Source organism: Rossellomorea sedimentorum (genome assembly GCF_046237645.1).
GTDB lineage: Bacteria > Bacillota > Bacilli > Bacillales > Bacillaceae_B > Rossellomorea > Rossellomorea sedimentorum.
In genome coordinates this window covers 3388751-3409171 of record NZ_CP143546.1, presented here as the reverse complement: position 1 = coordinate 3409171, position 20421 = coordinate 3388751, and the positions used below count along the sequence as shown (strand labels likewise).

The following is a 20421-nucleotide window of genomic DNA, read 5'->3' as shown; positions in this document are numbered from 1 at the left end:
GGACGGTACCTTACAATTAGCTAGATCCATTTTATAGAACATTAACTGCCCAGAAAGGCTAACTAATGTCTTCATATGTAGAGGACCGATTCCACCCGGCCCTCAAGTGTGAGTAAAGATATCTATTTATCATCAGGCATAGGTGCCTGTGATTTTATTTTTTCTTATTGGATACGTAGCTGTCACCCTTTTTATAAGGGATGTCGCCAATTGGTGATTCAAGATCTTCGCGATCCAGTTTGTCTTCATATTTCTCCATTTTCTCATTGGGAACAACTTTTCTGTCTTTACCTTCAATGTCAGTAGCCGAGAACGAGTCAATGTCTTCGGTCATTCCGTCATTAGACCTGACACCATCCTGGTACATCGAATTGTAGTCATTATATGTTCCCTGGAAATCGGATGGGGTTTCGGATGTCCCGTACCTTCCTGCCTCCTGGAAGCTGTCCTGGTAGTCTTTAATTTCATCCTGTCGACCCTTAATGAAACTGTCATTATTAGGCGGAGTCAGCACTTCTTCCTCAACAGGCCTGTCGGTTGCACGTGTCTTCTCAGGTTTATCGTCTATGCAGTAAAGGGTGGTCGGAAGGACTTCCAATCTTTCATACTCAATCTCCTTCCCGCACACCTTGCACTTGCCGTACGTTCCATCCTCCATTGCGGAAAGGGCTTTTTCCACTTTCTCCATTTCAGTTTCTGCATGTTCATCCAAAGCGAGTCCTTTTTCACGTTCATATAACTCAGTACCCAAATCAGCAGGATGATTATCATACGTACTCAATTCTCCGAAGCGTTCCTGCTCGCTTTGGCCGTGCAACGTCTTTTCATCGTTATCCAAATGCTGCTGCAGTTGTTTCTTCCGCTCCAGCAGTTCATCCTTTAACTTGCCAAGCTGCTTATCTGTCAACATCCGTTTCACGTCCTTTATTCCTGTTTTTATATCGTAGTAAACCTCTTATTGTGAAAAAGTAATAGGTTTGCTGGTATGTTGTACTTTATCCATTATGAACAAGAGGGAAACATTAATTTTAGTATGGAAAACTTTGAAAGAATTAAATTGTGGAGGGATGAGGTAAGCAAACAGGGTGGTGCAATGGGAAAGTGAGGAATGGGATTATTAGGGGACTCATGAACGCTCCATAAGACCAAACCTAGAGGGAAAAATGGATTAGGGTGTCTCGTGAACGCTCTATAAGACCAAAACGAGAGGAAAAATTAGATTAGGGTGTCTCATGAACGCTTCATAAGACCAATCCCAGAGGAAAAAGTGGATTAGGGTATCTCATACATGCCCCATGAACACCAAAAAAGAGGAAAAGCTGAAACGCTGTCTCATGAAAGTTTTTGAAGGTAAAACGAAATATCCTTAATTAAAGTTTCTGGTTTTCATAAGGTAAAAAGAGGCTAAATGACCGTAAGAGGAGTCTGTCTTTCAGAAAGGCTCTTTTCGTAAACATTGTTGCTATTTAAAACAAATTTTAAAAAATCTACTTAATTAACCAGGAATAGCCTGATAAACAAGTAAGAAAAGAGCTAATTCACCTCTTTCAGAGAAAAAAGCCCTTGTCTCCAAGGGAAAAATCCGGCTCTTTGGATTTTTCCGAGAGCAACAATATATACGAAAACAGCGTTCAGAAAAGAGCCCTGTCCTCATGCAAAGCTCCCCATTTAAAGATCCTTCTACCCAAATAAAGAAAGACCAATCACAATTGCGATTGGTCTTTCTCATAAGATCATTAGAAAATATAACTGATAAACAATCCGATTGAAAGCAGGAAACCAAAGATTGTGTTGGTCTGCGCCGTCGCTTTCATGGCAGGCATCATTTGGAGCGGCATCGTTTTTCCAATAAAGCCCTTGTAGGCTTTATAGGCTTTCGGAATGCTGATTAGCGTGACGAGCAGCCATGGTGTAAATGAACCGGCGATGACAAGGGCAACCACCCAGATATAGGCCAGGGCTATCGATGCTCCAAGCAGGTTGATCGCATTTTTCCTGCCAATGAGGATGGCCAGTGTTTTTCGGCCGTTTTCTTTATCTCCGTCAAGGTCGCGGATGTTGTTGGCCATCAGGATCATTCCAACGAGAATAAAGATCGGGATGGAAATTAGAACGCTTGATGAAGTCACTGTTCCTGTCTGGATGTAGAAGGAAATCAGGATGATGACAATCCCCATGAAGAATCCTGCCACGATTTCACCGAAGGGTGTATAGGCAATTGGAACAGGTCCACCAGTATAAAAATAGCCTGCCGCCATGCAAACTAAGCCTATTACGGCGAGCCACCAGCTGCTGTTTGCGCAGATGTATAAGCCGAGCAGGAATGAGATTCCATAAAGACCGAATGCGAGTCCTTTTACCGTGGAGGGCTTGACGCCATTTCGAACGATGGCCCCGCCGATCCCAATGGAGTTCTCATTATCGAGACCTCTTGCGTAATCATAATATTCATTGAACATGTTGGTTGCGGCCTGAATCAAGATGCTTGCCGCCAACATTGCTAAAAAGAGAAGCCAGTCAATATCCCCGTACTGAACGGCCAAAGCAGTTCCTAGCAGGACGGGCACAAATGCGGCTGTAAGTGTATGCGGCCTGGTCAACTGCCACCAGATACGCCAGCCTTTATCTGACTCCACAATATTGGAAGTAATAGTCTCCATTTTGGTCCTCTCCTTAATTGTGGAAAATAGTTAAGTTACAATAACTTTACAGATTAAAGTTTAGGTAAACGGCACAAAAGTGTCAATAACTTTTTCAAAAAGCCGGAAGGTGTTATTTTCCATATCATTTGATACCGAACATTCCGTTTCTCAAATCACGCAAAAGAGGTTATTATATAATAAGGAAATAATGTGTTGATCGTTGACATCAATATAGGTCAGGTGTATCTTAAAATAGGTTCAAATCTTAAGGAAAAGGCTTTAATGGGGGGATTGTTTTGAGTATTATCCAAGATATCAAAATCGGAGGAAGCTTTGAAAAGGCATTGACAAAAGCGAAAGCTGAAGGCATTCCGGTTTTATACAGTGCAGTTCAAAAAGTCAGCCACGTAGACCCCCTTTCATTTTATACAAAGGGCTTTTCGCTTTATCATGGAGAGCGCTTTTTTTGGAAGGACAAGGAAAACACTATACAAATAGCCGGTTTAGGCAGCACATATATGCTTAGAAATGATTCGGAGAATAGCCGTTACACTTCGATTGAGAAGGAGTGGAAGCGCTTAACTGAAAATGCAGTAGTGGAGGCCGATGGTGAAATCGCCGGGACAGGCCCGCTTTTATTTGGAGGCTTTTCATTTGATCCATCCGTTCCAAGAGCGAAAGAATGGTCGGATTTTTCCCATGGGATTTTCCAGATGCCTACCTTCATGTTGACCGTGAGGGAGGGAGATTGTTACTTAACTACAAACATTCTTTGTACTGCACAGGATGATGAAGGTTTATTGGATATCATGCATAAGAAACAGAGAGAATTGTTTGAAGAAGTACAGGGCAGGCGCTCAGGGTTGCACTTGCTTCAAGCAACCGAGATAGCGCCGGAAGAGTGGAAATCGGCCCTTGAAGAAGTGGTTTCACAGTTGAAAGCAGGGGAGATGGAGAAAGTTGTCCTTGCGCGGAAGATGCTGATGAACTTTAAAAATAAGCCCCATTCTGATGAAGTCATCCATAACTTATGGAATGAACAGAGAGATAGCTTTATTTTCTCCCTGGAAGTGGCTAACAGCTGTTTCCTGGGGGCGTCACCAGAAAGGCTTGTCAAAAAAGAGGGAACTGAAATTCTTTCGACCTGCCTTGCAGGTTCAATCGGCAGGGACACTGATTCGGAAGAGGATTATAAATTGGGACAGAATCTGCTTCATGATGATAAAAACCGTTACGAGCATAACCTGGTTGTTGAAATGATCAAAAGTGTTCTTGATCAGCATTGTTCGGAGGTGCAAATGCCTAAGGAGCCCGTGTTAATGAAGGTAAGGGACATTCAGCATCTCTATACACCTGTAAAAGGAAAAGTGGAAAAAGAAATTTCCATCTTGAACTTTGTTTCTCAGCTTCATCCGACTCCTGCGCTTGGCGGAGTTCCAAGGGATAAGGCAATGAGGACGATAAAGCAAGCGGAAAATATGGACAGGGGTCTTTATGCTGCCCCGATCGGGTGGATGGACTCATACGGGAATGGGGAGTTCGCAGTGGCCATCCGTTCAGGACTGATCCATAAAGATGAGGCCTACCTATTCTCTGGCTGTGGAGTTGTAGCGGATTCAACACCCGAGAGTGAATACCGTGAAACTCAGATTAAATTCAGACCAATGTTCCGGGCACTAGGAGGAAACACTGATGGGTTATGATCATCAGAAAGCTTTAACTGAATACTTTGCTTCTTTTATAGAGGAACTGCACCATTCAGGTGTCAGAAAAGTAGTGATCAGTCCGGGATCCCGTTCGACGCCTCTGGCCATACTGTTCGCCAAACATCCTCAGATAGAGGTGTTTATCAACATTGATGAAAGATCGGCAGCATTTTTTGCTTTGGGAATGGCTAAGGCTGAAAAGGAACCAGTTGCCATTCTGTGTTCATCGGGAACAGCAGGTGCCAACTACTATCCTGCTATTATTGAAGCTAAATATTCCAGGGTGCCGCTGATTGTACTGACGGCGGACAGGCCTCATGAACTGAGGGAAGTCGGTGCGCCTCAAGCGATTAATCAAATCAACCTCTTCGGCAGTCATGTGAAATGGTTTGATGAGATGGCACTCCCTGAACACTCTGAATTCATGAAGAGCCATGCCAAACGGGCTGCTTCCCGCGGGGCTGCCTTTGCATGCAGTGCTCCAGAAGGGCCTGTTCACTTTAACTTCCCTATACGCGAACCACTTTTACCTGATATGAGCTATTCTTTTAAAGAAGAACGCGGTCAAACTGGAGTTATCAAGGGGACAGGTGCTGTTTCTTCATTTGAGTTGGAACGTCTTTCTGCCACATTGGCTAAAAGACGAAAGGGTCTCATCGTGTGCGGACCACAGAATGATCCAGGTACAGTGGATGCGGTCATTAAACTTGCGGAGCAACTACAATTTCCTGTTCTTGCAGATCCTCTTTCCTCTCTTAGAAGCGGAGATCATGACAAATCCTATATCATTGACGGATATGACAGTTTCCTGCGAAATGAAAAATTCAAGAAAACAATGCAACCGGATATTGTGATCCGGATAGGGGCTATGCCAGTTTCCAAAGCATTGACCCTTTTCCTTAAAGATCAGGATATCGACCACTGGGTCATTGATTCAGGAGGTATGTGGCGCGATCCGGCAGGCAAAGTGACAGAAATGATATTCGCTGACGAAGCCCAGGTACTAAATGGACTTTCAGAGAGGGTACAAAATACTCGGTTAACCCATGATTGGCTCGATAAATGGTTGTCCATCAATCGCAGAACACAGGAATTGACTGAAGAATATGATAAGCGAGCTGACCCATTGGATGAGGCAATGGTTGTTAAAGGATTGATAGAGAGACTGCCTGAAAACTCTACTGTTTTTGTCAGCAACAGCATGCCGATCAGGGATATGGATACATTTTTCCTAAACAATGATAAAAACATCTCGGTCCTGGCAAACAGGGGAGCCAATGGAATCGATGGAGTTATTTCCACAGCGATGGGCGCGAGTGCGTCAGGCAATCCGACGTACCTGCTGATTGGCGACTTGGCCTTTTACCATGATATGAACGGCCTGCTGGCAGGTAAAATGTATAGTCTCAACCTGAAAATACTTCTCGTCAATAACAATGGAGGTGGCATCTTCTCCTATTTACCTCAAGCCAAAGAAAAAGAACATTTCGAACTTTTATTTGGAACGCCGGCTGACCTGGATTTTTCTCACGCAGCCAACCTTTATGGAGCGAACTATCATAAGGCTGAAACATTTGAGCACTTTCAGACGGCATTGTCGGATTGGGAGACGAAAAATGGAATATCCATTATTGAAGCTATTACAAATAGAGAAGAAAATGTCCGTAATCATCGAGAAATGTGGGAAAATGTTTCCCGGGAAATAGACAAGCTGCTCTAGTTCGTCAAGTTAGCACAGTATAAGATACCGAACTAGTCGAGGGTGAGCGTACGTACAAATTCCATACCAGTCTCCACAGAAAGGTTAAACCTCAGAGGCGAATGGATGTTTCTGAATTTCCGGAAAAATATCAGTTCTTTACTTAACGAACCAGGATACAAAAAAGGCGCTGGGCTGGGCAGGACGGACAGCAATGAAACTAAATTTGCAGGTGGTTAAAATGTTGTATATCGATGGTATACAGTATCACGTTGAAGTAAAGGGTAAAGGAGAACCGATCGTCCTTCTTCACGGATTTACCGGTGACAGCAGTACATGGAATGAAATCCTTCCCTACTTGGAAAACTACAAAACGATTGCGATCGATCTGCTTGGACACGGAAGTACAGATTCCCCAGGGGATCCGGATCGGTATCGTATCGAGCAGGCGGTAGCTGATTTAAAAGTGATTTTGGATGAGCTGGACATTGAAGAAGTATCTCTGCTTGGATATTCAATGGGCGGAAGAATCGCTCTTGCATTTACAGCTGCCTATCCAGAGCGTGTCAAAGCGCTGATCTTGGAGAGTTCTTCCCCAGGATTGAAGACGGTCTCAGAGCGTAGGCTTAGAGTTTCTGCCGATAAAAAACTGGCGGATATGATTCTTTCTGAGGGCTTAATAAATTTCGTTGATTACTGGGAGAATATCCCTTTGTTTTCTTCTCAAAAAAAGTTGTCCTCTTCTAAACAAGAAGAAATCAGGCTGAACAGGTTGTCTCAAAATCCTGTAGGCCTGGCAAACAGCTTGAAGGGGATGGGGACAGGTAGACAGCCGAGTTATTGGGAAGCCCTGAGAAATCTGCCAATAAAAATGCTCTTTATTACCGGTGAACTTGACAGCAAATTTTGCAGGATCGCCAAAGAAATGGAAAATGGAGCGCAAAATGCCTGTATTGAAGAAATTGAAGGTGCAGGACATGCATTACATGTGGAAGAACCTGAAAAGTTTGGTACAATAGTAAGGGAGTTCTTAAAGAATACATAAGGAGGTTTTCCCGTTATGTCATTTGAATGGGTAAGCGAAAGAAATTATGAAGACATTCTGTACGAAACATATAACGGAATTGCGAAAATCACGATCAATCGTCCTGAGGTCCGCAATGCATTCCGCCCGAAAACAGTAATGGAGTTAATCGATGCATTTGCTTATGCGAGAGATGATTCCAAAGTAGGCGTCATCGTCCTGACAGGTGCTGGAGAAAAAGCATTCTGTTCAGGAGGAGATCAAAGTGTCCGCGGCCATGGCGGATACGTGGGAGAAGACGAAATCCCCCGCTTGAATGTCCTTGACCTACAGCGTTTAATCCGTGTAATTCCAAAGCCGGTAATCGCAATGGTGGCTGGATATGCCATCGGCGGAGGACATGTTCTGCATGTAGTCTGTGATATCACTATCGCAGCAGATAACGCTGTATTCGGACAAACAGGCCCTAAAGTGGGAAGCTTTGACGCTGGTTACGGTGCAGGTTATTTAGCTCGTATCGTCGGTCACAAGAAAGCGAAAGAAATCTGGTACCTATGCCGCCAATACGGCGCAGAGGAAGCCTTGGAAATGGGCTTGGTCAATACTGTAGTACCTTACGAGAAATTGGAAGAGGAAACAGTTCAGTGGGCTTCTGAGATGCTAGAAAAGAGCCCGACAGCTCTTCGCTTCTTGAAAGCTGCCTTCAACGCAGATACTGATGGTCTTGCAGGTCTTCAGCAGCTTGCTGGTGACGCAACACTTCTATATTACACAACTGAAGAGGCGAAAGAAGGCCGTGATGCGTTCAAGGAAAAACGCAAGCCGGACTTTGGTCAATTCCCTCGTTTCCCTTAATGAGTAAGGCTGCGGAGGCGTGCATAATGCATAGCCTGAGCAGGGGAATAATAATACTAACAAGGGCTTGATGGATTCTTCCATCAAGCTTTTTTTGAAATTTACTACATAGCTTTTTTACATATGGAGCGGTGAATGGGACAGGTTCTCTTTTTCTCAGTTCGTAGGTTTGCGTACCGCGCTCGTAAAGCGAGGGGCATCATAAGTGAGAAAAGAGAGAAAGATGTACCGCGCTCGTGAAGAATGAGATTGAACATAAGCAGCGAAAAAAATTATGGGATAACAAGATTGATTGGAGACTTCAAAATGAAGAATCTATTTTTACCTAACTTATTAAAACAGAGAGCTTATTTAACTCCAGAGCGGAGAGCATTGTCGTACCACGGGCACCGTTATACGTTCCAGGAAACTTATGATGTTGCGTGCAGTCTGGCAGGCGCACTGCTTCATTTTGGTTTAAAGAAGGGCAGTAAAGCCGGTGTGTTGATCAACAATACGAAAGAGGGATATTTCCTCCTGCTCGCCCTTCAGCAGGCAGGGGTAACGGCAGTGATGTTGAATAACCGTCTGACCATTGCAGAGCTGTCCTTTCAGGTGGAGGACACGGGGATGGATGCATTGATATATGATGCAAATTTTCGTGAGGCTGCGCTTGAGCTGAGGAAGAGCATTGAAACGGAGAAAATCATTTCTCTTGCTGAGCTTGAGACACAGAAAACGGCTGAGTACGAGCCGGAGAACCAGGTAGAAATGAACAATGTTTGTACAATTATGTATACATCGGGCACGACAGGTAAGCCAAAGGGAGTATTGCAAACATTCAATAATCATTGGTGGAGTGCGGTAGGATCTGCTTTGAATCTTGGTCTTAAGGAATCGGATACCTGGCTTTGTGCTGTGCCGCTGTTTCATATCAGCGGGTACTCCATTTTGATGAGGAGCATTATATATGGAATGGAGATCAAGCTTTATGACAAGTTTGATGAAGAGAAAATCAATCACGACCTGAAAAAGGGCGGCACCACCATTATCTCCGTCGTTAGTGCTATGCTCCAGAGGCTTCTGAAGAACCTGGGAGAAGAAAGCTATCATCCCGATTTCCGCTGCATGCTGCTTGGTGGAGGTCCTGCCCCGAAAAGTATGCTTCAGCAGTGTAAGGAAAAAGGCATCCCTGTGTTTCAGACTTACGGTATGACCGAGACGTCCTCCCAGATTGTGACCCTTTCACCGGAAGACAGTCTAAAGAAATTGGGATCGGCAGGAAAGCCTTTATTTCCTTGTGAATTGAAAATTATCCATAACGGTCAGGCAGCCGATTCTGGTTTGGCAGGAGAAATTGCCGTCAGGGGCCCGAATGTGACAGAAGGATACTTTAACAGAGAAGAGGCAAACCGGGAGAGCTTTAAAGACGGCTGGTTCCTGACAGGGGACATCGGTTACCAGGATGAACAAGGCTTTTTATATGTGCTGGACCGCCGCTCAGACTTGATTATTTCCGGTGGGGAAAATATCTATCCTGCTGAAATTGAATCTGTTCTTGTTGCACACCCGGATATTGCGGAAGCTGGTGTCATAGGGGTTGAATCAGATGAATGGGGCCAGGCACCTGCTGCTTTTATTGTTTCAGAGAAACCGCTTGATGGTTTAGAAGTCAGGGATTACTGCCGTACCAGGCTGGCAGGGTATAAGGTTCCTCATTATTTTTACTTTGTGCAAAACCTCCCGAGAAATGCCTCCAATAAATTATTGCGCAAGGAATTGAGGAAACTTGTCCAAAAGGGGGAAGTCAATGAAAGTTGATAAGGTGATCCTGCATGTAATAAAAATGAAACTGCAAAAACCGTTTTCGACTCATCTCGGGACTGTACGGGAACGAGAAGGCATAATAATTGAGGTTGTTGATGACAATGGACTGAGGGGATTTGGTGAGGGAGTTGCCTTCAGTACTCCCTGGTATACCGAAGAAACAGTAGGTACGTCGCTGCATATCCTTCAGGAAGTGTTGGTTCCTCTGCTGTTGAAGTCACCTTTCACTCATCCAAAGGAAATATCTAAGTTGTTTTCGACAGTCAGAAGGAATAACATGGCCAAGGCGGCATTGGAGTGTGCGATATGGGACCTATATGCCAAACAGCTTGACCAGCCATTGTGGAAAGTAATAGGGGGCACAAGGGAAGTGATTGCCGCCGGTGCAGTTGCGGGTGCTCCGACTATAATGGAAACGATCGATCAGGTTCATGGTTTGGTCAGAGAAGGTTATGAACGGATTAAAGTAAAGATTTCCCCAAAAACGGACTACGAGCTGATTAAGGGAATCCGTACCGAGTTTCCCAATCTTAAATTAATGGCTGATGCCAACTCTGCTTATACGTTAGACGATGCAGAGCATCTAAAAAAGCTGGATGATTTTGGGCTGGAGATGATCGAACAACCCTTAGGGATCGATGATATCTATGAACACAGTCTTCTCCAAAAGAATTTGAAGACCCATATCTGCCTAGATGAAAGCATCACATCCTTACATGATGCCAAGAGTGCGATTGCCTTGGGAAGCTGCCGGTTCATCAATATCAAGCTGGGCCGGGTAGGAGGATATGCCACGGCTGTCTCTATCCATGATTTATGCGAGCGTGAAGGAGTGCGTGTATGGTGCGGGGGCATGATTGAGTTTGGCATTTCCCGTGCTCATAATATTGCGCTCTCTACGCTTGCAGGCTTTGATTTCCCGGGAGACATATCCTCTTCCTCACGATATTGGGAAGAGGATATTATCGAACCTGCCATAACTGTTATGGATGGTAAAATTTTTGCACCAAAAGGGCCAGGGATTGGAGTTGAGCTAAACAGGCGAAGACTTCAGCAAGTTAGCTTGTTTACCGAGAAATACTCCATTTGACGAAAAAAGGAGGCTGAGTGGACAGCCTCCTTTTCATTAATGAACAGGTTCAAATGTCTTACAGTCCGTCTCATGCTGGTCTTCAGCCTGTTTTCCTGTGTGGCTGACAACGTAGATTTGTTCTGCACCGCAATGATTTCCTTGTTTCCAGTAGTGACAGTTGTTAACTTCACAAAGTACATCTTTTGCCATCGTTATCACCCTCCTGTTAGAAATGCCGTACATGAATATTCTTTATGTTACAGAACCATTTTATGAGTGGTAACAATATCTAAGTTTTCTGTTTCAAGTATCGCTTGTCGTTCATGAATAAACTCCAGAAATACACAAATCCGGGAAACAGGATGGCAAAGCCTACGATGTAGGTGATGAATACGGCCTTAAAAGAAGTGGGATCAGTAAAACCTGAACGAATGGTTACCTCAGGATAAATGATGTAAGGAAGATGAGCCTTTCCGTAAACATAGCTTGCGATCAAGTATTGAAGAGTGATGGCAATGACGGCGATTCTCGGCATCCCTTTGATCCCTTTTTTATCAGTCGGTAAAAACAGCGCAGCACCAGCGACCAAAAAGCCTAGCAATGAAAAAACAAGGAGGAGTCTGTCCTCCATCATTTTTTCATAAATCCACACTGCTTCAGTTCTCAATGTAAACATGATCAGCAATGCGGATGCCAAAGAAATGGGCCCGGTGATCATTGCGTCCCTTCTATACACCCTATAGGCATCCATCTCTTCGGAAGCTTTTGAATAATCCGCCAGCAGAAGGGAGGACAGAAACAAGGTCGAACTGATGGCAAAAGCAATGAAAGCATACTCATTCGGACTGGTGAAAAGTTCTCCCAATTTCAGTGTCTGCCCGTTTTCAAAATCCACAAATTCTCCATGAGAAATAGGAAGAACTGTGATCAACAGACCAGGTATTAACAGTCCGCTTACACCGGAAATATAAGTCAGTACTTTCCGGTAATCATCCGCAACATGTGAAAAAACAAGGAATGCGCTTCGCAGGGCGAGCAATAGCAGGATCATACTCCCGGGTACTAAAAGGACAGTTCCCAACGAATAGGCGGCTCCGGGGAAAAAGCTGTAGACCGCCACAACAATCGCCACGATAAAAGTATTGGTCACTTCCCAAGTCGGGGAGAGGTAGCGGTTGGCGATGTTGGTCGCTTTGGTTTTCTCACGGTTAATGTAAACCATGGACCAGAAGCCCGCTCCGAAATCCATCGTGGCCATTACGGCATAGATGAACACGAATCCCCATAATACCGTGATGGCCAATAATTCATTCGACATTATTTCACCTCCAGTGTTGTTCTTAAGAATATGCAGTCGAGGTTATGAGAAAAAGCCAACTTCTGTGTTCTCTACTTTATTCAAGTCGTCCTCAGCAGGATGTCTCCTGAAATAGTAGAGCAGAACTGAGACGACAGCTATGCCCAGTACGACATAAACGGATGTGAAAGCCACAAACAGGGTAGCCAGATTTCCGGTTGTAGTGACAGAGTCTTCAGTGCTTAACATCCTGTAAATCGTCCATGGCTGTCTGCCGGTACAGGCAAAAATCCAACCGAATTCAATCGCCAGGATGGAGAGAGGCCCGCCAGCAACAAACAGCCACATCATCCACTTTGGAAAACGGTCTTTCTTCAGCAATTTGTTCCAAACATAAGCAATCAAACCGAGCAAGATCAACAGTGTGCCAATTCCGACCATTGCATTAAAAAGTGTGTGGACGAAAAGCGGCGGCCAATACTCTTCAGGAAAGTCGTTCAACCCGATGACTTCCGTTTCAAAGCTGTCTCCAGCAAGGAAACTGAGGGCCCAAGGAATTTCAATTCCCCATTTTACTTCCTGTGTTTCTCTGTCGGTAAATCCGCCGATTGCTAAAGGCGCATAACGCTGAGTCTCAAATAATCCTTCAGCAGCTGCAAGCTTTTCAGGCTGATATTCATGAAGCATCTGGGCGGATTCATGGCCATTGATAGCGGTAAAAAAGGCAAAGATTCCTCCGACAAGCAGTCCAAGCATCAGGGCTTTGCGATGGAATTTATACACTCTGCTGCCAAAGTCAGCCCTGAGCATTTTGTAAGCAGCAACAGAAGCGATGACAAATCCTCCCGTCACATAAGCAGACAACGCCACATGGCCTGCTGTGACAAAGAAGCTCGGATTGAAGAAGGCTTTCCAAGGATCGACATCCACAATCTCGCCATTGACCATTCTGAATCCTGCTGGTGTCCCTTCAAAAGCATGGACATTGGTGATGAGTACAGCAGAAGCCAATCCGCCGATCACCACAAGCGTCAAGCTCAGTATTCTCATCCATGGAGCGATACGATTGGCAGCATATACATAAATGGACATAAATAACGCTTCCACAAAAAATGCATAAATCTCAATTTGAAAAGGGAGTGCCATGACCCTTCCGACAACCTCCATAAAGCCGGGCCACAAAAGAGAAAGCTGGACACCCGCAATCGTCCCGGAAGGAATGCCGACTCCAAGAAGCACTGCGAAGGCCTTTGTCCATCTTTTTCCCATAATTTCATATTCACGGTCTTTCGTCTTCTGGTAAAGCAATTCCGCAATAAGTATCATCATTGGGATGGCGACTCCAAGCGTGGCAAAAATAATATGAAATCCCATCGTCGTTCCGAACATAGACCGTGCAATTACCAAATCATCCATAATGTTACTCCTTTAGCTAGTGATTGACGGTTTTAGTCTTCTTCAAATGGACCAAATTATGCAGAGATATCCAAATGTGGGAATACACAGATGTTACAGAATTCAAGCTATGTTCATCGGGCTTTTATGTTACATCCAACTAAAATGCGTGAACGGAAAATGGTCTTATGAAAGATTCATGAGGCCCCCTAATCAAAAAACGGCGGTAAAAGTGCTCTTATGAAGGTTCCATGAGACACCCTAATCAAAAAACGGGAGTAAAAATGGTCTTATGAAAGATTCATGAGGCCCCCTAATCAAAAAAAGGCGATAAAAGTGGTCTTATGAAGGTTCCATGAGACACCCTAATCAAAAAACGGCGGTAAAAATGGTCTTATGAAGGTTCCATGAGGCACCCTAATCAAAAAGCGGCGGTCAAAGTGGTCTTATGAAAGGTTTATGAGGCCCCCTAATCAAAAAAAGGCGATAAAAGTGGTCTTATGAAGGTTCCATGAGACACCCTAATCATAAAAACGTCGGCGAAGCGGCCTCTTGAAAAGCCCAACAGAAACTCTATCATAAAGCAAAAATAAAATATCCTTTGATCCGGAACGGACATAAGAGGGCTCATAACCCATCGCTCTTCAAACAGCCGGCCAGTATCTGCAGCTTATTCACTAACTCCGAATAGGTTATCAGTCTTTTAACAAGGCTCTTTTCTAAATAGCCATATAACACAGAAATTATCCTGGTAAATAAGAAAGAAACTGTTCAGTTAGATAAGCCCTTGTCACCGAGTGGAAAATCCAGCCCGTTGGATCTATCCGATAGCAACAATCTATACAAACACAGCATTAAACAAAAAAAGCGCCGACTTCACAAAGTCAGCACTTTTCATTATTCACTGCCAAGAGCTTTCTGCAGTGTTTCAATATTTTCATTCATTAAGTCAAAATAGTCTTTGCCCTGATCGATATCTTCCTTGGTAAGGACCCCAAGGTTGTGCAGGGTCAGCTTTTCTGCACCGATCTCTTTTTGAACCACTTCTGTCAAACGGGACGTTCCATTTTGTTCAAAAATGATATAGGAGATGTTTTTTTTCTTTGCAGTCTCTATAATTTGTTTTAATTCTTGCTGAGATGGTTCATCTGTAGGGGATAGGCCTGCAATGGCCAGCTGCTTAATGCCATAGCGTTTCTCCCAGTAGCTGTAAGCGGCATGAGCCACAAAGATTTGCTTGCTTTCCGCGTTTGCTGCAATAGCTTCAAAGGATTCATTCAGTTCATCCAGTTGGGCAACCAGGTTTTCATAATTTTCTTTGAAAGCAGCTTCTTGTTCAGGCATTTCTTCAGAGAGGGTCTCGTATATGATGTGAGCAAGCTCCTTTGCGTAAACAGGGTCTAACCATACATGCGGATCGATATCATGCTCATGACTGTCACTTTCTTCTTCAGCATGCTCGTCATGTTCTTCCTCATCGGAGTGGCTTTCTTCACTGTGCTCATCGCGTTCTTCCTCATCGGAGTGGCTTTCTTCACTGTGCTCATCACGTTCTTCCTCATCGGAGTGGCCTTCTTCACTGTGCTCATCATGTTCTTCCTCAACTTCTTCGTTCCCCAGGCTGCCTGCAAGTTCAGCGCCTGCAGCCACCATTTTCACATTTTCCTTTTCCAGGACGTCGTCTGCTTTATTTACAAAGCCTTCCAGCCCCAGTCCTATATAAAAAAATATGTCTGCATTCGCTATTTTCATCATATCTTTTTGAGAAGGCTCAAATGTATGTTCGTCCGTCCCTGGTGGATAGATGGCTTCTGTTTCAACATATTCTCCACCGATTTTTTCTGTGAAATCACTCAGCGGGTACACAGTAGTATAGACTTTTAAAATATTTGATTCATTGCTGTTTCCTTGTTCTTCAGTATCTGTAGCGCAAGCTGCGAGCAGCAAGAGAGATGTAATACTGATGAGTAACTTGATTCGTTTCAATCATACTCCTCCTTTGTTTATAGTTGGTATGGGCAGGTCATAATTATTTTTATATTTAAAAAGTAATCATTACGATTTATATTCCCTAAATGATTTTACTATCACCATTCATGAAAAGCAAGAAAAAAAACCATCAAGATTTTTTTCTTGATGGCCATTCTTCTGGCACGTGGTCCACCCCGCCCGGATGGAAGGGGTGACATTTTACTATTCTTTTTATAGTCAGCCAGCCTCCCCGGATGGCACCAAATCGTTTGATGGATTCCATACCGTAATGGGAACAGGTTGGATAAAATCTACAGGTTGGAGGCTTCAGGGGGGATATCACCAATTGGTAAAGCCGGATTAAAGTTAGAAATATTTTTTGCATGAAAGGCCTCCCCGTGTTTTTATATCAGAAATATACCATTCTCCAAAAAAAATGAAAAGCAGGAGGTATAGAGGATGTCTCGCAACATAGAATGTAATTTTTCCGCAGCCGGCATATGACTTCCAGCAGGCTGAGCGAAATGGCTCAGTTTAAGCTGCAGGACCAACTGGGAGTGTGAACAATCGGTCCAAATTGGTCGGCGCTGCCCCGAATAGTTACATGATTCAAGTAGAATCGATTACCTGAACAGCTCTTTTCTTTCTTTCTCACAAGGATAATTTTTGTGACTTCTGGCCATATCTCTTACATTAGATAGCAGCAAAGTATTAGAAACAGCCTTATAAAAACAAAGATACCTTCTTTAAAAATGAAAAAAAGAACAATTTTCATAAAGAAAGCTGTTCCCCTTCATTGATATTATGTTTGTTTGGTTTCATCTTCTTTTTCAATATCCTCATTATCGATGAGCGGATTGTTCTCAATCGGATCCACTGTGTGTTTGTAGCCATACGCTTTGCTGGTTGTGAGTACGCTCACGAGAATGATGACAAAAATAAGGATGATGGAGATGACAAGTACACCAACATAACCCATAACTCATTCCTCCCTTGTCCTATAGTGTACCATGAAGGTGAATTCGAGTTAATACTATTTCCAATATTGCAAAACTCTGTTAAATTTAATGTAAGACATCCTGTTAATAACCGAGATTCTTACAGAGATGAGGGATAGCAATGAATCTATCGTCCATGATGAGCAAGCAGACCGCCGAACTTCAGCACACATTGAATTTAAGCCTGCTGCAAAGCCAGATGGCGTCCCAGATGGCTGGCGCAACCGCCATGATGGAGAACATGACGGAAGCTGCCGGTTCAAAAGATGCGCCCCACCCATTTAAAGGCGGTTCCATCGACTTAAAAGGATAAGAAAAATCCCCAAAGACAGATTGCTTTGGGGATTTTTCTTTAATGGATGTTCCTCCGGTAATTATGCGGACTTTTATAATCACCTGACGTCAGCTTTTCTTTTAACGTTTCTAATATGTATAAGCGGATAAAATATTGTAATTCATCATTGTTCATTTCCTCTATAATATTCATCAATTCCTGCCTTGAGGAGTCCTCCAGGATAGTCAGGGCAATCATATCCAGGTCTTCATCGGTTCCCCTGATTTTGCCTCTATAAATTTCATAAAGTTCCTCTACAAGTTTCAAACTTTCCACCTCCCAGCACATTTTCTTCATAAAAATAACCTTTTAGTTCTATTTTCATATGATGTATAAAAGGGACAACTATTTATTCAATATTTACCCTTTTTACAAAAGGTTAATCCCATTTTATCTTCAGAAGGGAGGGAATGAAATGTACAAAATGGTCATTCCTTTCGCATCCATCATCACATCAACCGTATCCAATATGACCAATCATGGCTGGAGTCAACTGCTGACAATCCTCACCATTGCCATGGTGCTTGACTATGTTACAGGACTTGTTGCTGCAGGAATCAACGGGAATCTTTCAAGCAAAACCGGGCTAAAAGGGATTGGGAAAAAGGTGCTGATATTCAGCATGGTGGCTGTTGCTCACCTTATTGATACTATACTTGGAAATCAGCATATTATTCGGGATTCCACAATAATTTTTTATCTTTGTAATGAAATCTTATCCATCATTGAAAATGCAGGCCGTGCTGGACTGCCTTTACCACCGTTTTTGAGCAGTGCGGTGGAGTCGCTTCGCAATAAACTCAAAATCAAGAAGAAATAACTTGTATAAAACTGCCCGGTTTGAGGAAAAAGATAAATACTATTGTTAAGGGGTGGAACTCATGGCAGAAGAAAAACATGACTACTACATTGAAATTGCCACAGGAGAAATATCCAGAAGTTCTACCGATTCTCCATGGAATTTTAAAATTGCAGCTACGGATGAAGAAATAACCAGGCTGAGGGAAGTGTTCGACCAGCAGCATTCTGTTGACTGGAGGAACTTTTACCGAGCCCATACCCCCTATCTTCAATACCATTTTGACAAAGACAATGATGCCTATGATGACAATCTGCTTCACGTCTACCAGATGATTTACACATTAGGTGATGAAGAAGCCAAGAAACATATTAAGAGCATGGGAATATTGACCGATCTGACGTAACAGCATTCTTTAGGGTGCTGTTTTTCTTTTTGGGCACCAGCAGAGGAATGAAGGCTTGCTTGAATAGTAGTATAATGGGAGATGGATAGATTTTTCAGGTGTAAGTGGATGTCGGCCCAGAGCTACCGAAACGATACATACGCGAATTCGGTACTGTTGTTCCCTAAGTAATAACCAAATTTTGGGGAAGTGTGACTTTAGTCACTGCCTCTTTCACACACGAGTCAATCGTCCCTTTTTAAAAAAATTATAGGTATGCTAAAAAGAAATGGTGAAATAAAATGGAGAAATTTCTTGATTATCATGGATATGAAGTCCATCTTGAGTTGGGCAGTTCTGAGTTTCCGATGAATCCGAAGCATGTATTAGTGATTGCCCGTCATCGAGGGAATTGGCTGTTGACGAATCATAAAGTCCGTGGGCTTGAATTCCCCGGGGGAAAAGCAGAAGAAAGGGAAACACTTGAACAAGCGGCGGAGAGAGAGTTGTTTGAAGAAACGGGAGCAAAAGTGTCAAGGTTGACCCGGATTGGAACTTATATGGTAAAGCAGCAGACCCCATTTGCGAAAGCGATTTTTTTTGCTGAAATAGATTTTCTGGAAGAAAAAAAGGATTACCTTGAAACAGCCGGGCCTCGACTTTGGCAGGGCGATTTTAAAGCTGTGAAAGAAGACGGGCGTTTCAGCTTTGTGATGAAGGATGAGGTTATCAGCAGGACGCTGAAATTTTTAAAAGCTCATGGATATCTGCAAAATTGAACGAGGCCTATAAGTAGGCCTCGTTTAATTATGATCTAATTAATTTTTTCTCTATGATCTCAACAATTTTATACATAAGAGTGGCGAATACAGCGATGATCAATAAGGAAAGGAGTACGAGCGAGAAATTGAATACCTGGAACCCATATATGATCATATAGCCGAGTCCTTTGGCGGAAACAAGGAATTCCCCGACGATGACTCCAACCCAGGACAGGCCGACATTCACCTTAAGGGTGGAGATGATGGTTGGAAAAGATGCCGGCAGGATGGCCTCTTTGAATGTTTGTGTCCTTGTGGCCCCGAAGGTTTGCATGACTTTCAGGTAGTTGGGGTCAACTTCCCTGAAGGATGTATAGACTACAATGGTCGTAATAATGACCGATATAATCGCACCCATGGCGATGATGGATGAGAACCCGGGCCCCAGTGCGACGATCAGAATCGGGCCAAGTGCCACTTTCGGCATGGCATTCAAGATAACTAAATAAGGATCCAGAACCTTTGATAAAAACGGAGACCACCATAACAAGGCGGCCAGCATCGTCCCAAGCAATGTGCCGAGAATAAAACCCGCGACTGTTTCTCCGAGAGTAATCGTAATATGGGTGATCAGCGAACCGTCTCCGATCTTTTCTACGAACAAGTTCCATATTTTGTAGGGGGAGCTGAAGATCAACGGATCGATCCATTTTGCCCTGCTTGCTGTTTCCCAAAGGGTAAAGAAGGATACAAATATCAAAAGTTGATAGAACCTGACCATTTTCTTTTCTTTCTTCAGGTTCTGTAAAAATTGCTTATGCTGCTTTTCTATTTTACTTTGTGGACTCAAGAGACTCCAACTCCTTCCATATGAGCTGAAAGCAGTCTGAGTAGGCTTCATGGTTTCTGGAATGGAAAGGTTTCAAGTTCCTAAGCTCTTCAGGCACTTCGAAAACCTTGTGGATTCTGCCCGGTTTGGCTGAAAAGAGAATAATTCTGTCGCTCATTGCGATGGCTTCCCCAATATCATGGGTCACAAGCAGAGCCGTTTTATTGAAAGTTTTCAACGTTTCAAAAACGAGATCTTCCAGTTTCAACTTGGTTTGATAATCAAGGGCGGAGAAAGGCTCATCCAAGAGGAGCAGTTTAGGTTCGACAGCCAGAGTCCGGACAAGTGCTGCACGCTGCCTCATTCCTCCGGACAGTTGACTTGGAAATTGGTTGGAAACTCCTTCCAGACCGATTTCGTCCAGTAAGTTCAACACCCAATTTTTCTTTTCAACGGTCAGGCAATCCATTGTCTTTAAACCGAGCAGAATGTTCTCCTCTATCGTTTTCCAAGGAAACAAATAGTCCTGCTGCAGCATGTAGCCGATTTTATGACTGCTTTTTTCAAGTGAGTCTCCTTCGAGCTTGACTGTTCCTGAACTTGGCTTGATAAGTCCGGCAATGATAGAAAGCAATGTGGTCTTTCCGCAGCCGCTCGGGCCGAGAAATGAAACGAATTCTCCTTCCGTTACAGTCAGCGAGATGTTTTCTAATGCGGTGGTAGCAGAACGTGGGGTGAAATAGGTATGATGGATTTGGTCGATCTCCAGCAGTTCCACTTTTTATCCCTCCTTGTGCTTTAAATTGAAAGGCTGTATTCGTATAGATTGTTGCTATCGGAAAAATTCA

At 43.6% G+C, this 20421-nt stretch carries 21 protein-coding genes; 10 read left to right on the top strand and 11 right to left on the bottom strand.

Annotation, left to right across the window (positions count from 1 at the left end; genetic code table 11):
- Nucleotides 1-154: 154 nt before the first annotated feature.
- Together V1502_RS16705 and V1502_RS16700 are read right to left on the bottom strand one after the other, a co-directional pair.
- Complete coding sequence (locus V1502_RS16705) at nucleotides 155-910, bottom strand: TraR/DksA C4-type zinc finger protein (RefSeq protein WP_409251755.1); 756 nt, start codon at nucleotides 908-910, stop codon at nucleotides 155-157.
- Between the two features lie 826 nt (nucleotides 911-1736).
- Entirely contained in the window at nucleotides 1737-2660 is a 924-nt protein-coding gene (locus V1502_RS16700; protein WP_409251754.1) for a 1,4-dihydroxy-2-naphthoate polyprenyltransferase, read from the bottom strand.
- A gap of 278 nt (nucleotides 2661-2938) precedes the next feature.
- On the opposite strand from V1502_RS16700, the gene V1502_RS16695 reads away from it, so the two are divergent.
- The 6 genes from V1502_RS16695 (at nucleotide 2939) to menC (ending at nucleotide 10822) form a co-directional block, all read left to right on the top strand.
- Nucleotides 2939-4345, top strand: a complete 1407-nt coding sequence (locus V1502_RS16695; RefSeq protein ID WP_409251753.1) for an isochorismate synthase MenF — start codon at nucleotides 2939-2941, stop codon at nucleotides 4343-4345.
- The gene (gene menD, locus V1502_RS16690; protein WP_409251752.1) at nucleotides 4335-6068 is read left to right on the top strand and encodes a 2-succinyl-5-enolpyruvyl-6-hydroxy-3-cyclohexene-1-carboxylic-acid synthase; all 1734 of its coding nucleotides are present in this window, start codon (nucleotides 4335-4337) and stop codon (nucleotides 6066-6068) included. Before V1502_RS16695 ends, menD begins: the two co-directional genes overlap by 11 nt.
- Nucleotides 6069-6261: 193 nt before the next feature.
- Nucleotides 6262-7092 carry a 2-succinyl-6-hydroxy-2,4-cyclohexadiene-1-carboxylate synthase gene (gene menH, locus V1502_RS16685; protein WP_409251751.1) on the top strand — a complete coding sequence of 277 codons (831 nt, stop codon included), beginning with the start codon at nucleotides 6262-6264 and terminating at the stop codon, nucleotides 7090-7092.
- A gap of 15 nt (nucleotides 7093-7107) precedes the next feature.
- On the top strand, nucleotides 7108-7926 hold the full coding sequence (gene menB / locus V1502_RS16680) for a 1,4-dihydroxy-2-naphthoyl-CoA synthase (protein WP_409251750.1): 819 nt from the start codon (nucleotides 7108-7110) through the stop codon (nucleotides 7924-7926).
- 306 nt (nucleotides 7927-8232) lie between these two features.
- On the top strand, nucleotides 8233-9726 hold the full coding sequence (locus tag V1502_RS16675) for an o-succinylbenzoate--CoA ligase (RefSeq protein WP_409251749.1): 1494 nt from the start codon (nucleotides 8233-8235) through the stop codon (nucleotides 9724-9726).
- Entirely contained in the window at nucleotides 9716-10822 is a 1107-nt protein-coding gene (menC, locus tag V1502_RS16670) for an o-succinylbenzoate synthase (protein WP_409251748.1), read from the top strand. The genes V1502_RS16675 and menC overlap by 11 nt, the downstream gene beginning before the upstream one ends.
- 36 nt (nucleotides 10823-10858) lie before the next feature.
- Here the strand turns inward: menC and V1502_RS16665 are convergent, their stop codons facing one another.
- From V1502_RS16665 to ytzI, 6 genes are all read right to left on the bottom strand, one after another.
- Nucleotides 10859-11014: a DUF1540 domain-containing protein gene (locus V1502_RS16665; protein ID WP_409251747.1), complete on the bottom strand. Its 156-nt coding sequence runs from the start codon at nucleotides 11012-11014 to the stop codon at nucleotides 10859-10861.
- Nucleotides 11015-11093: 79 nt separating this feature from the next.
- Nucleotides 11094-12122 carry a cytochrome d ubiquinol oxidase subunit II gene (locus V1502_RS16660; protein WP_409251746.1) on the bottom strand — a complete coding sequence of 343 codons (1029 nt, stop codon included), beginning with the start codon at nucleotides 12120-12122 and terminating at the stop codon, nucleotides 11094-11096.
- 42 nt (nucleotides 12123-12164) lie between these two features.
- A complete protein-coding gene (locus V1502_RS16655) occupies nucleotides 12165-13517 on the bottom strand; it encodes a cytochrome ubiquinol oxidase subunit I (RefSeq protein WP_409251745.1) in 1353 nt (450 codons plus the stop codon).
- Nucleotides 13518-14393: 876 nt separating this feature from the next.
- Nucleotides 14394-15482 carry a metal ABC transporter solute-binding protein, Zn/Mn family gene (locus V1502_RS16650; RefSeq protein WP_409251744.1) on the bottom strand — a complete coding sequence of 363 codons (1089 nt, stop codon included), beginning with the start codon at nucleotides 15480-15482 and terminating at the stop codon, nucleotides 14394-14396.
- 133 nt (nucleotides 15483-15615) lie between these two features.
- Nucleotides 15616-15852 (bottom strand): membrane protein insertion efficiency factor YidD, encoded by a 237-nt coding sequence (gene yidD / locus V1502_RS16645; protein WP_409251743.1) that lies wholly within the window; start codon nucleotides 15850-15852, stop codon nucleotides 15616-15618.
- Between the two features lie 417 nt (nucleotides 15853-16269).
- Complete coding sequence (gene ytzI, locus V1502_RS16640) at nucleotides 16270-16446, bottom strand: YtzI protein (protein ID WP_409251742.1); 177 nt, start codon at nucleotides 16444-16446, stop codon at nucleotides 16270-16272.
- A 140-nt stretch (nucleotides 16447-16586) separates the two neighbouring features.
- On the opposite strand from ytzI, the gene V1502_RS16635 reads away from it, so the two are divergent.
- Complete coding sequence (locus tag V1502_RS16635) at nucleotides 16587-16778, top strand: polyribonucleotide nucleotidyltransferase (protein ID WP_409251741.1); 192 nt, start codon at nucleotides 16587-16589, stop codon at nucleotides 16776-16778.
- Between the two features lie 39 nt (nucleotides 16779-16817).
- Here the strand turns inward: V1502_RS16635 and V1502_RS16630 are convergent, their stop codons facing one another.
- Nucleotides 16818-17075, bottom strand: coding sequence for a DUF6154 family protein (locus V1502_RS16630; RefSeq protein WP_409254378.1), 258 nt, complete (start codon nucleotides 17073-17075; stop codon nucleotides 16818-16820).
- A 139-nt stretch (nucleotides 17076-17214) separates the two neighbouring features.
- Here V1502_RS16630 and V1502_RS16625 point away from each other — a divergent pair, with 139 nt between their 5' ends.
- The 3 genes from V1502_RS16625 to ytkD all read left to right on the top strand — a co-directional run bounded on the left by V1502_RS16625 (nucleotide 17215) and on the right by ytkD (nucleotide 18762).
- Nucleotides 17215-17619, top strand: a complete 405-nt coding sequence (locus V1502_RS16625; RefSeq protein ID WP_409251740.1) for a holin family protein — start codon at nucleotides 17215-17217, stop codon at nucleotides 17617-17619.
- 61 nt (nucleotides 17620-17680) lie between these two features.
- Nucleotides 17681-18004 (top strand): hydrolase, encoded by a 324-nt coding sequence (locus tag V1502_RS16620; RefSeq protein ID WP_409251739.1) that lies wholly within the window; start codon nucleotides 17681-17683, stop codon nucleotides 18002-18004.
- A gap of 281 nt (nucleotides 18005-18285) precedes the next feature.
- Nucleotides 18286-18762: an RNA deprotection pyrophosphohydrolase gene (gene ytkD / locus V1502_RS16615; protein ID WP_409251738.1), complete on the top strand. Its 477-nt coding sequence runs from the start codon at nucleotides 18286-18288 to the stop codon at nucleotides 18760-18762.
- 28 nt (nucleotides 18763-18790) lie between these two features.
- Here ytkD and V1502_RS16610 read toward each other — a convergent pair whose 3' ends face one another.
- On the bottom strand, nucleotides 18791-19594 hold the full coding sequence (locus V1502_RS16610; RefSeq protein WP_409251737.1) for an ABC transporter permease: 804 nt from the start codon (nucleotides 19592-19594) through the stop codon (nucleotides 18791-18793).
- Nucleotides 19578-20351, bottom strand: a complete 774-nt coding sequence (locus V1502_RS16605; protein ID WP_409251736.1) for an ABC transporter ATP-binding protein — start codon at nucleotides 20349-20351, stop codon at nucleotides 19578-19580. Before V1502_RS16605 ends, V1502_RS16610 begins: the two co-directional genes overlap by 17 nt.
- Between the last annotated feature and the right edge of the window lie 70 nt (nucleotides 20352-20421).

Bases quoted from the DNA above. Each gene is read 5' to 3' on its own strand.
- V1502_RS16705 (WP_409251755.1), bottom strand. From the start codon at position 910: ATGTTGACAGATAAGCAGCTTGGCAAGTTAAAGGATGAACTGCTGGAG.
- V1502_RS16700 (WP_409251754.1), bottom strand. From the start codon at position 2,660: ATGGAGACTATTACTTCCAATATTGTGGAGTCAGATAAAGGCTGGCGT.
- menD (WP_409251752.1), top strand. From the start codon at position 4,335: ATGGGTTATGATCATCAGAAAGCTTTAACTGAATACTTTGCTTCTTTT.
- menH (WP_409251751.1), top strand. From the start codon at position 6,262: ATGAAACTAAATTTGCAGGTGGTTAAAATGTTGTATATCGATGGTATA.
- menB (WP_409251750.1), top strand. From the start codon at position 7,108: ATGTCATTTGAATGGGTAAGCGAAAGAAATTATGAAGACATTCTGTAC.
- V1502_RS16675 (WP_409251749.1), top strand. From the start codon at position 8,233: ATGAAGAATCTATTTTTACCTAACTTATTAAAACAGAGAGCTTATTTA.
- menC (WP_409251748.1), top strand. From the start codon at position 9,716: ATGAAAGTTGATAAGGTGATCCTGCATGTAATAAAAATGAAACTGCAA.
- V1502_RS16665 (WP_409251747.1), bottom strand. From the start codon at position 11,014: ATGGCAAAAGATGTACTTTGTGAAGTTAACAACTGTCACTACTGGAAA.
- V1502_RS16660 (WP_409251746.1), bottom strand. From the start codon at position 12,122: ATGTCGAATGAATTATTGGCCATCACGGTATTATGGGGATTCGTGTTC.
- V1502_RS16655 (WP_409251745.1), bottom strand. From the start codon at position 13,517: ATGGATGATTTGGTAATTGCACGGTCTATGTTCGGAACGACGATGGGA.
- yidD (WP_409251743.1), bottom strand. From the start codon at position 15,852: ATGCAAAAAATATTTCTAACTTTAATCCGGCTTTACCAATTGGTGATA.
- ytzI (WP_409251742.1), bottom strand. From the start codon at position 16,446: ATGGGTTATGTTGGTGTACTTGTCATCTCCATCATCCTTATTTTTGTC.
- V1502_RS16635 (WP_409251741.1), top strand. From the start codon at position 16,587: ATGAATCTATCGTCCATGATGAGCAAGCAGACCGCCGAACTTCAGCAC.
- V1502_RS16625 (WP_409251740.1), top strand. From the start codon at position 17,215: ATGTACAAAATGGTCATTCCTTTCGCATCCATCATCACATCAACCGTA.
- V1502_RS16620 (WP_409251739.1), top strand. From the start codon at position 17,681: ATGGCAGAAGAAAAACATGACTACTACATTGAAATTGCCACAGGAGAA.
- ytkD (WP_409251738.1), top strand. From the start codon at position 18,286: ATGGAGAAATTTCTTGATTATCATGGATATGAAGTCCATCTTGAGTTG.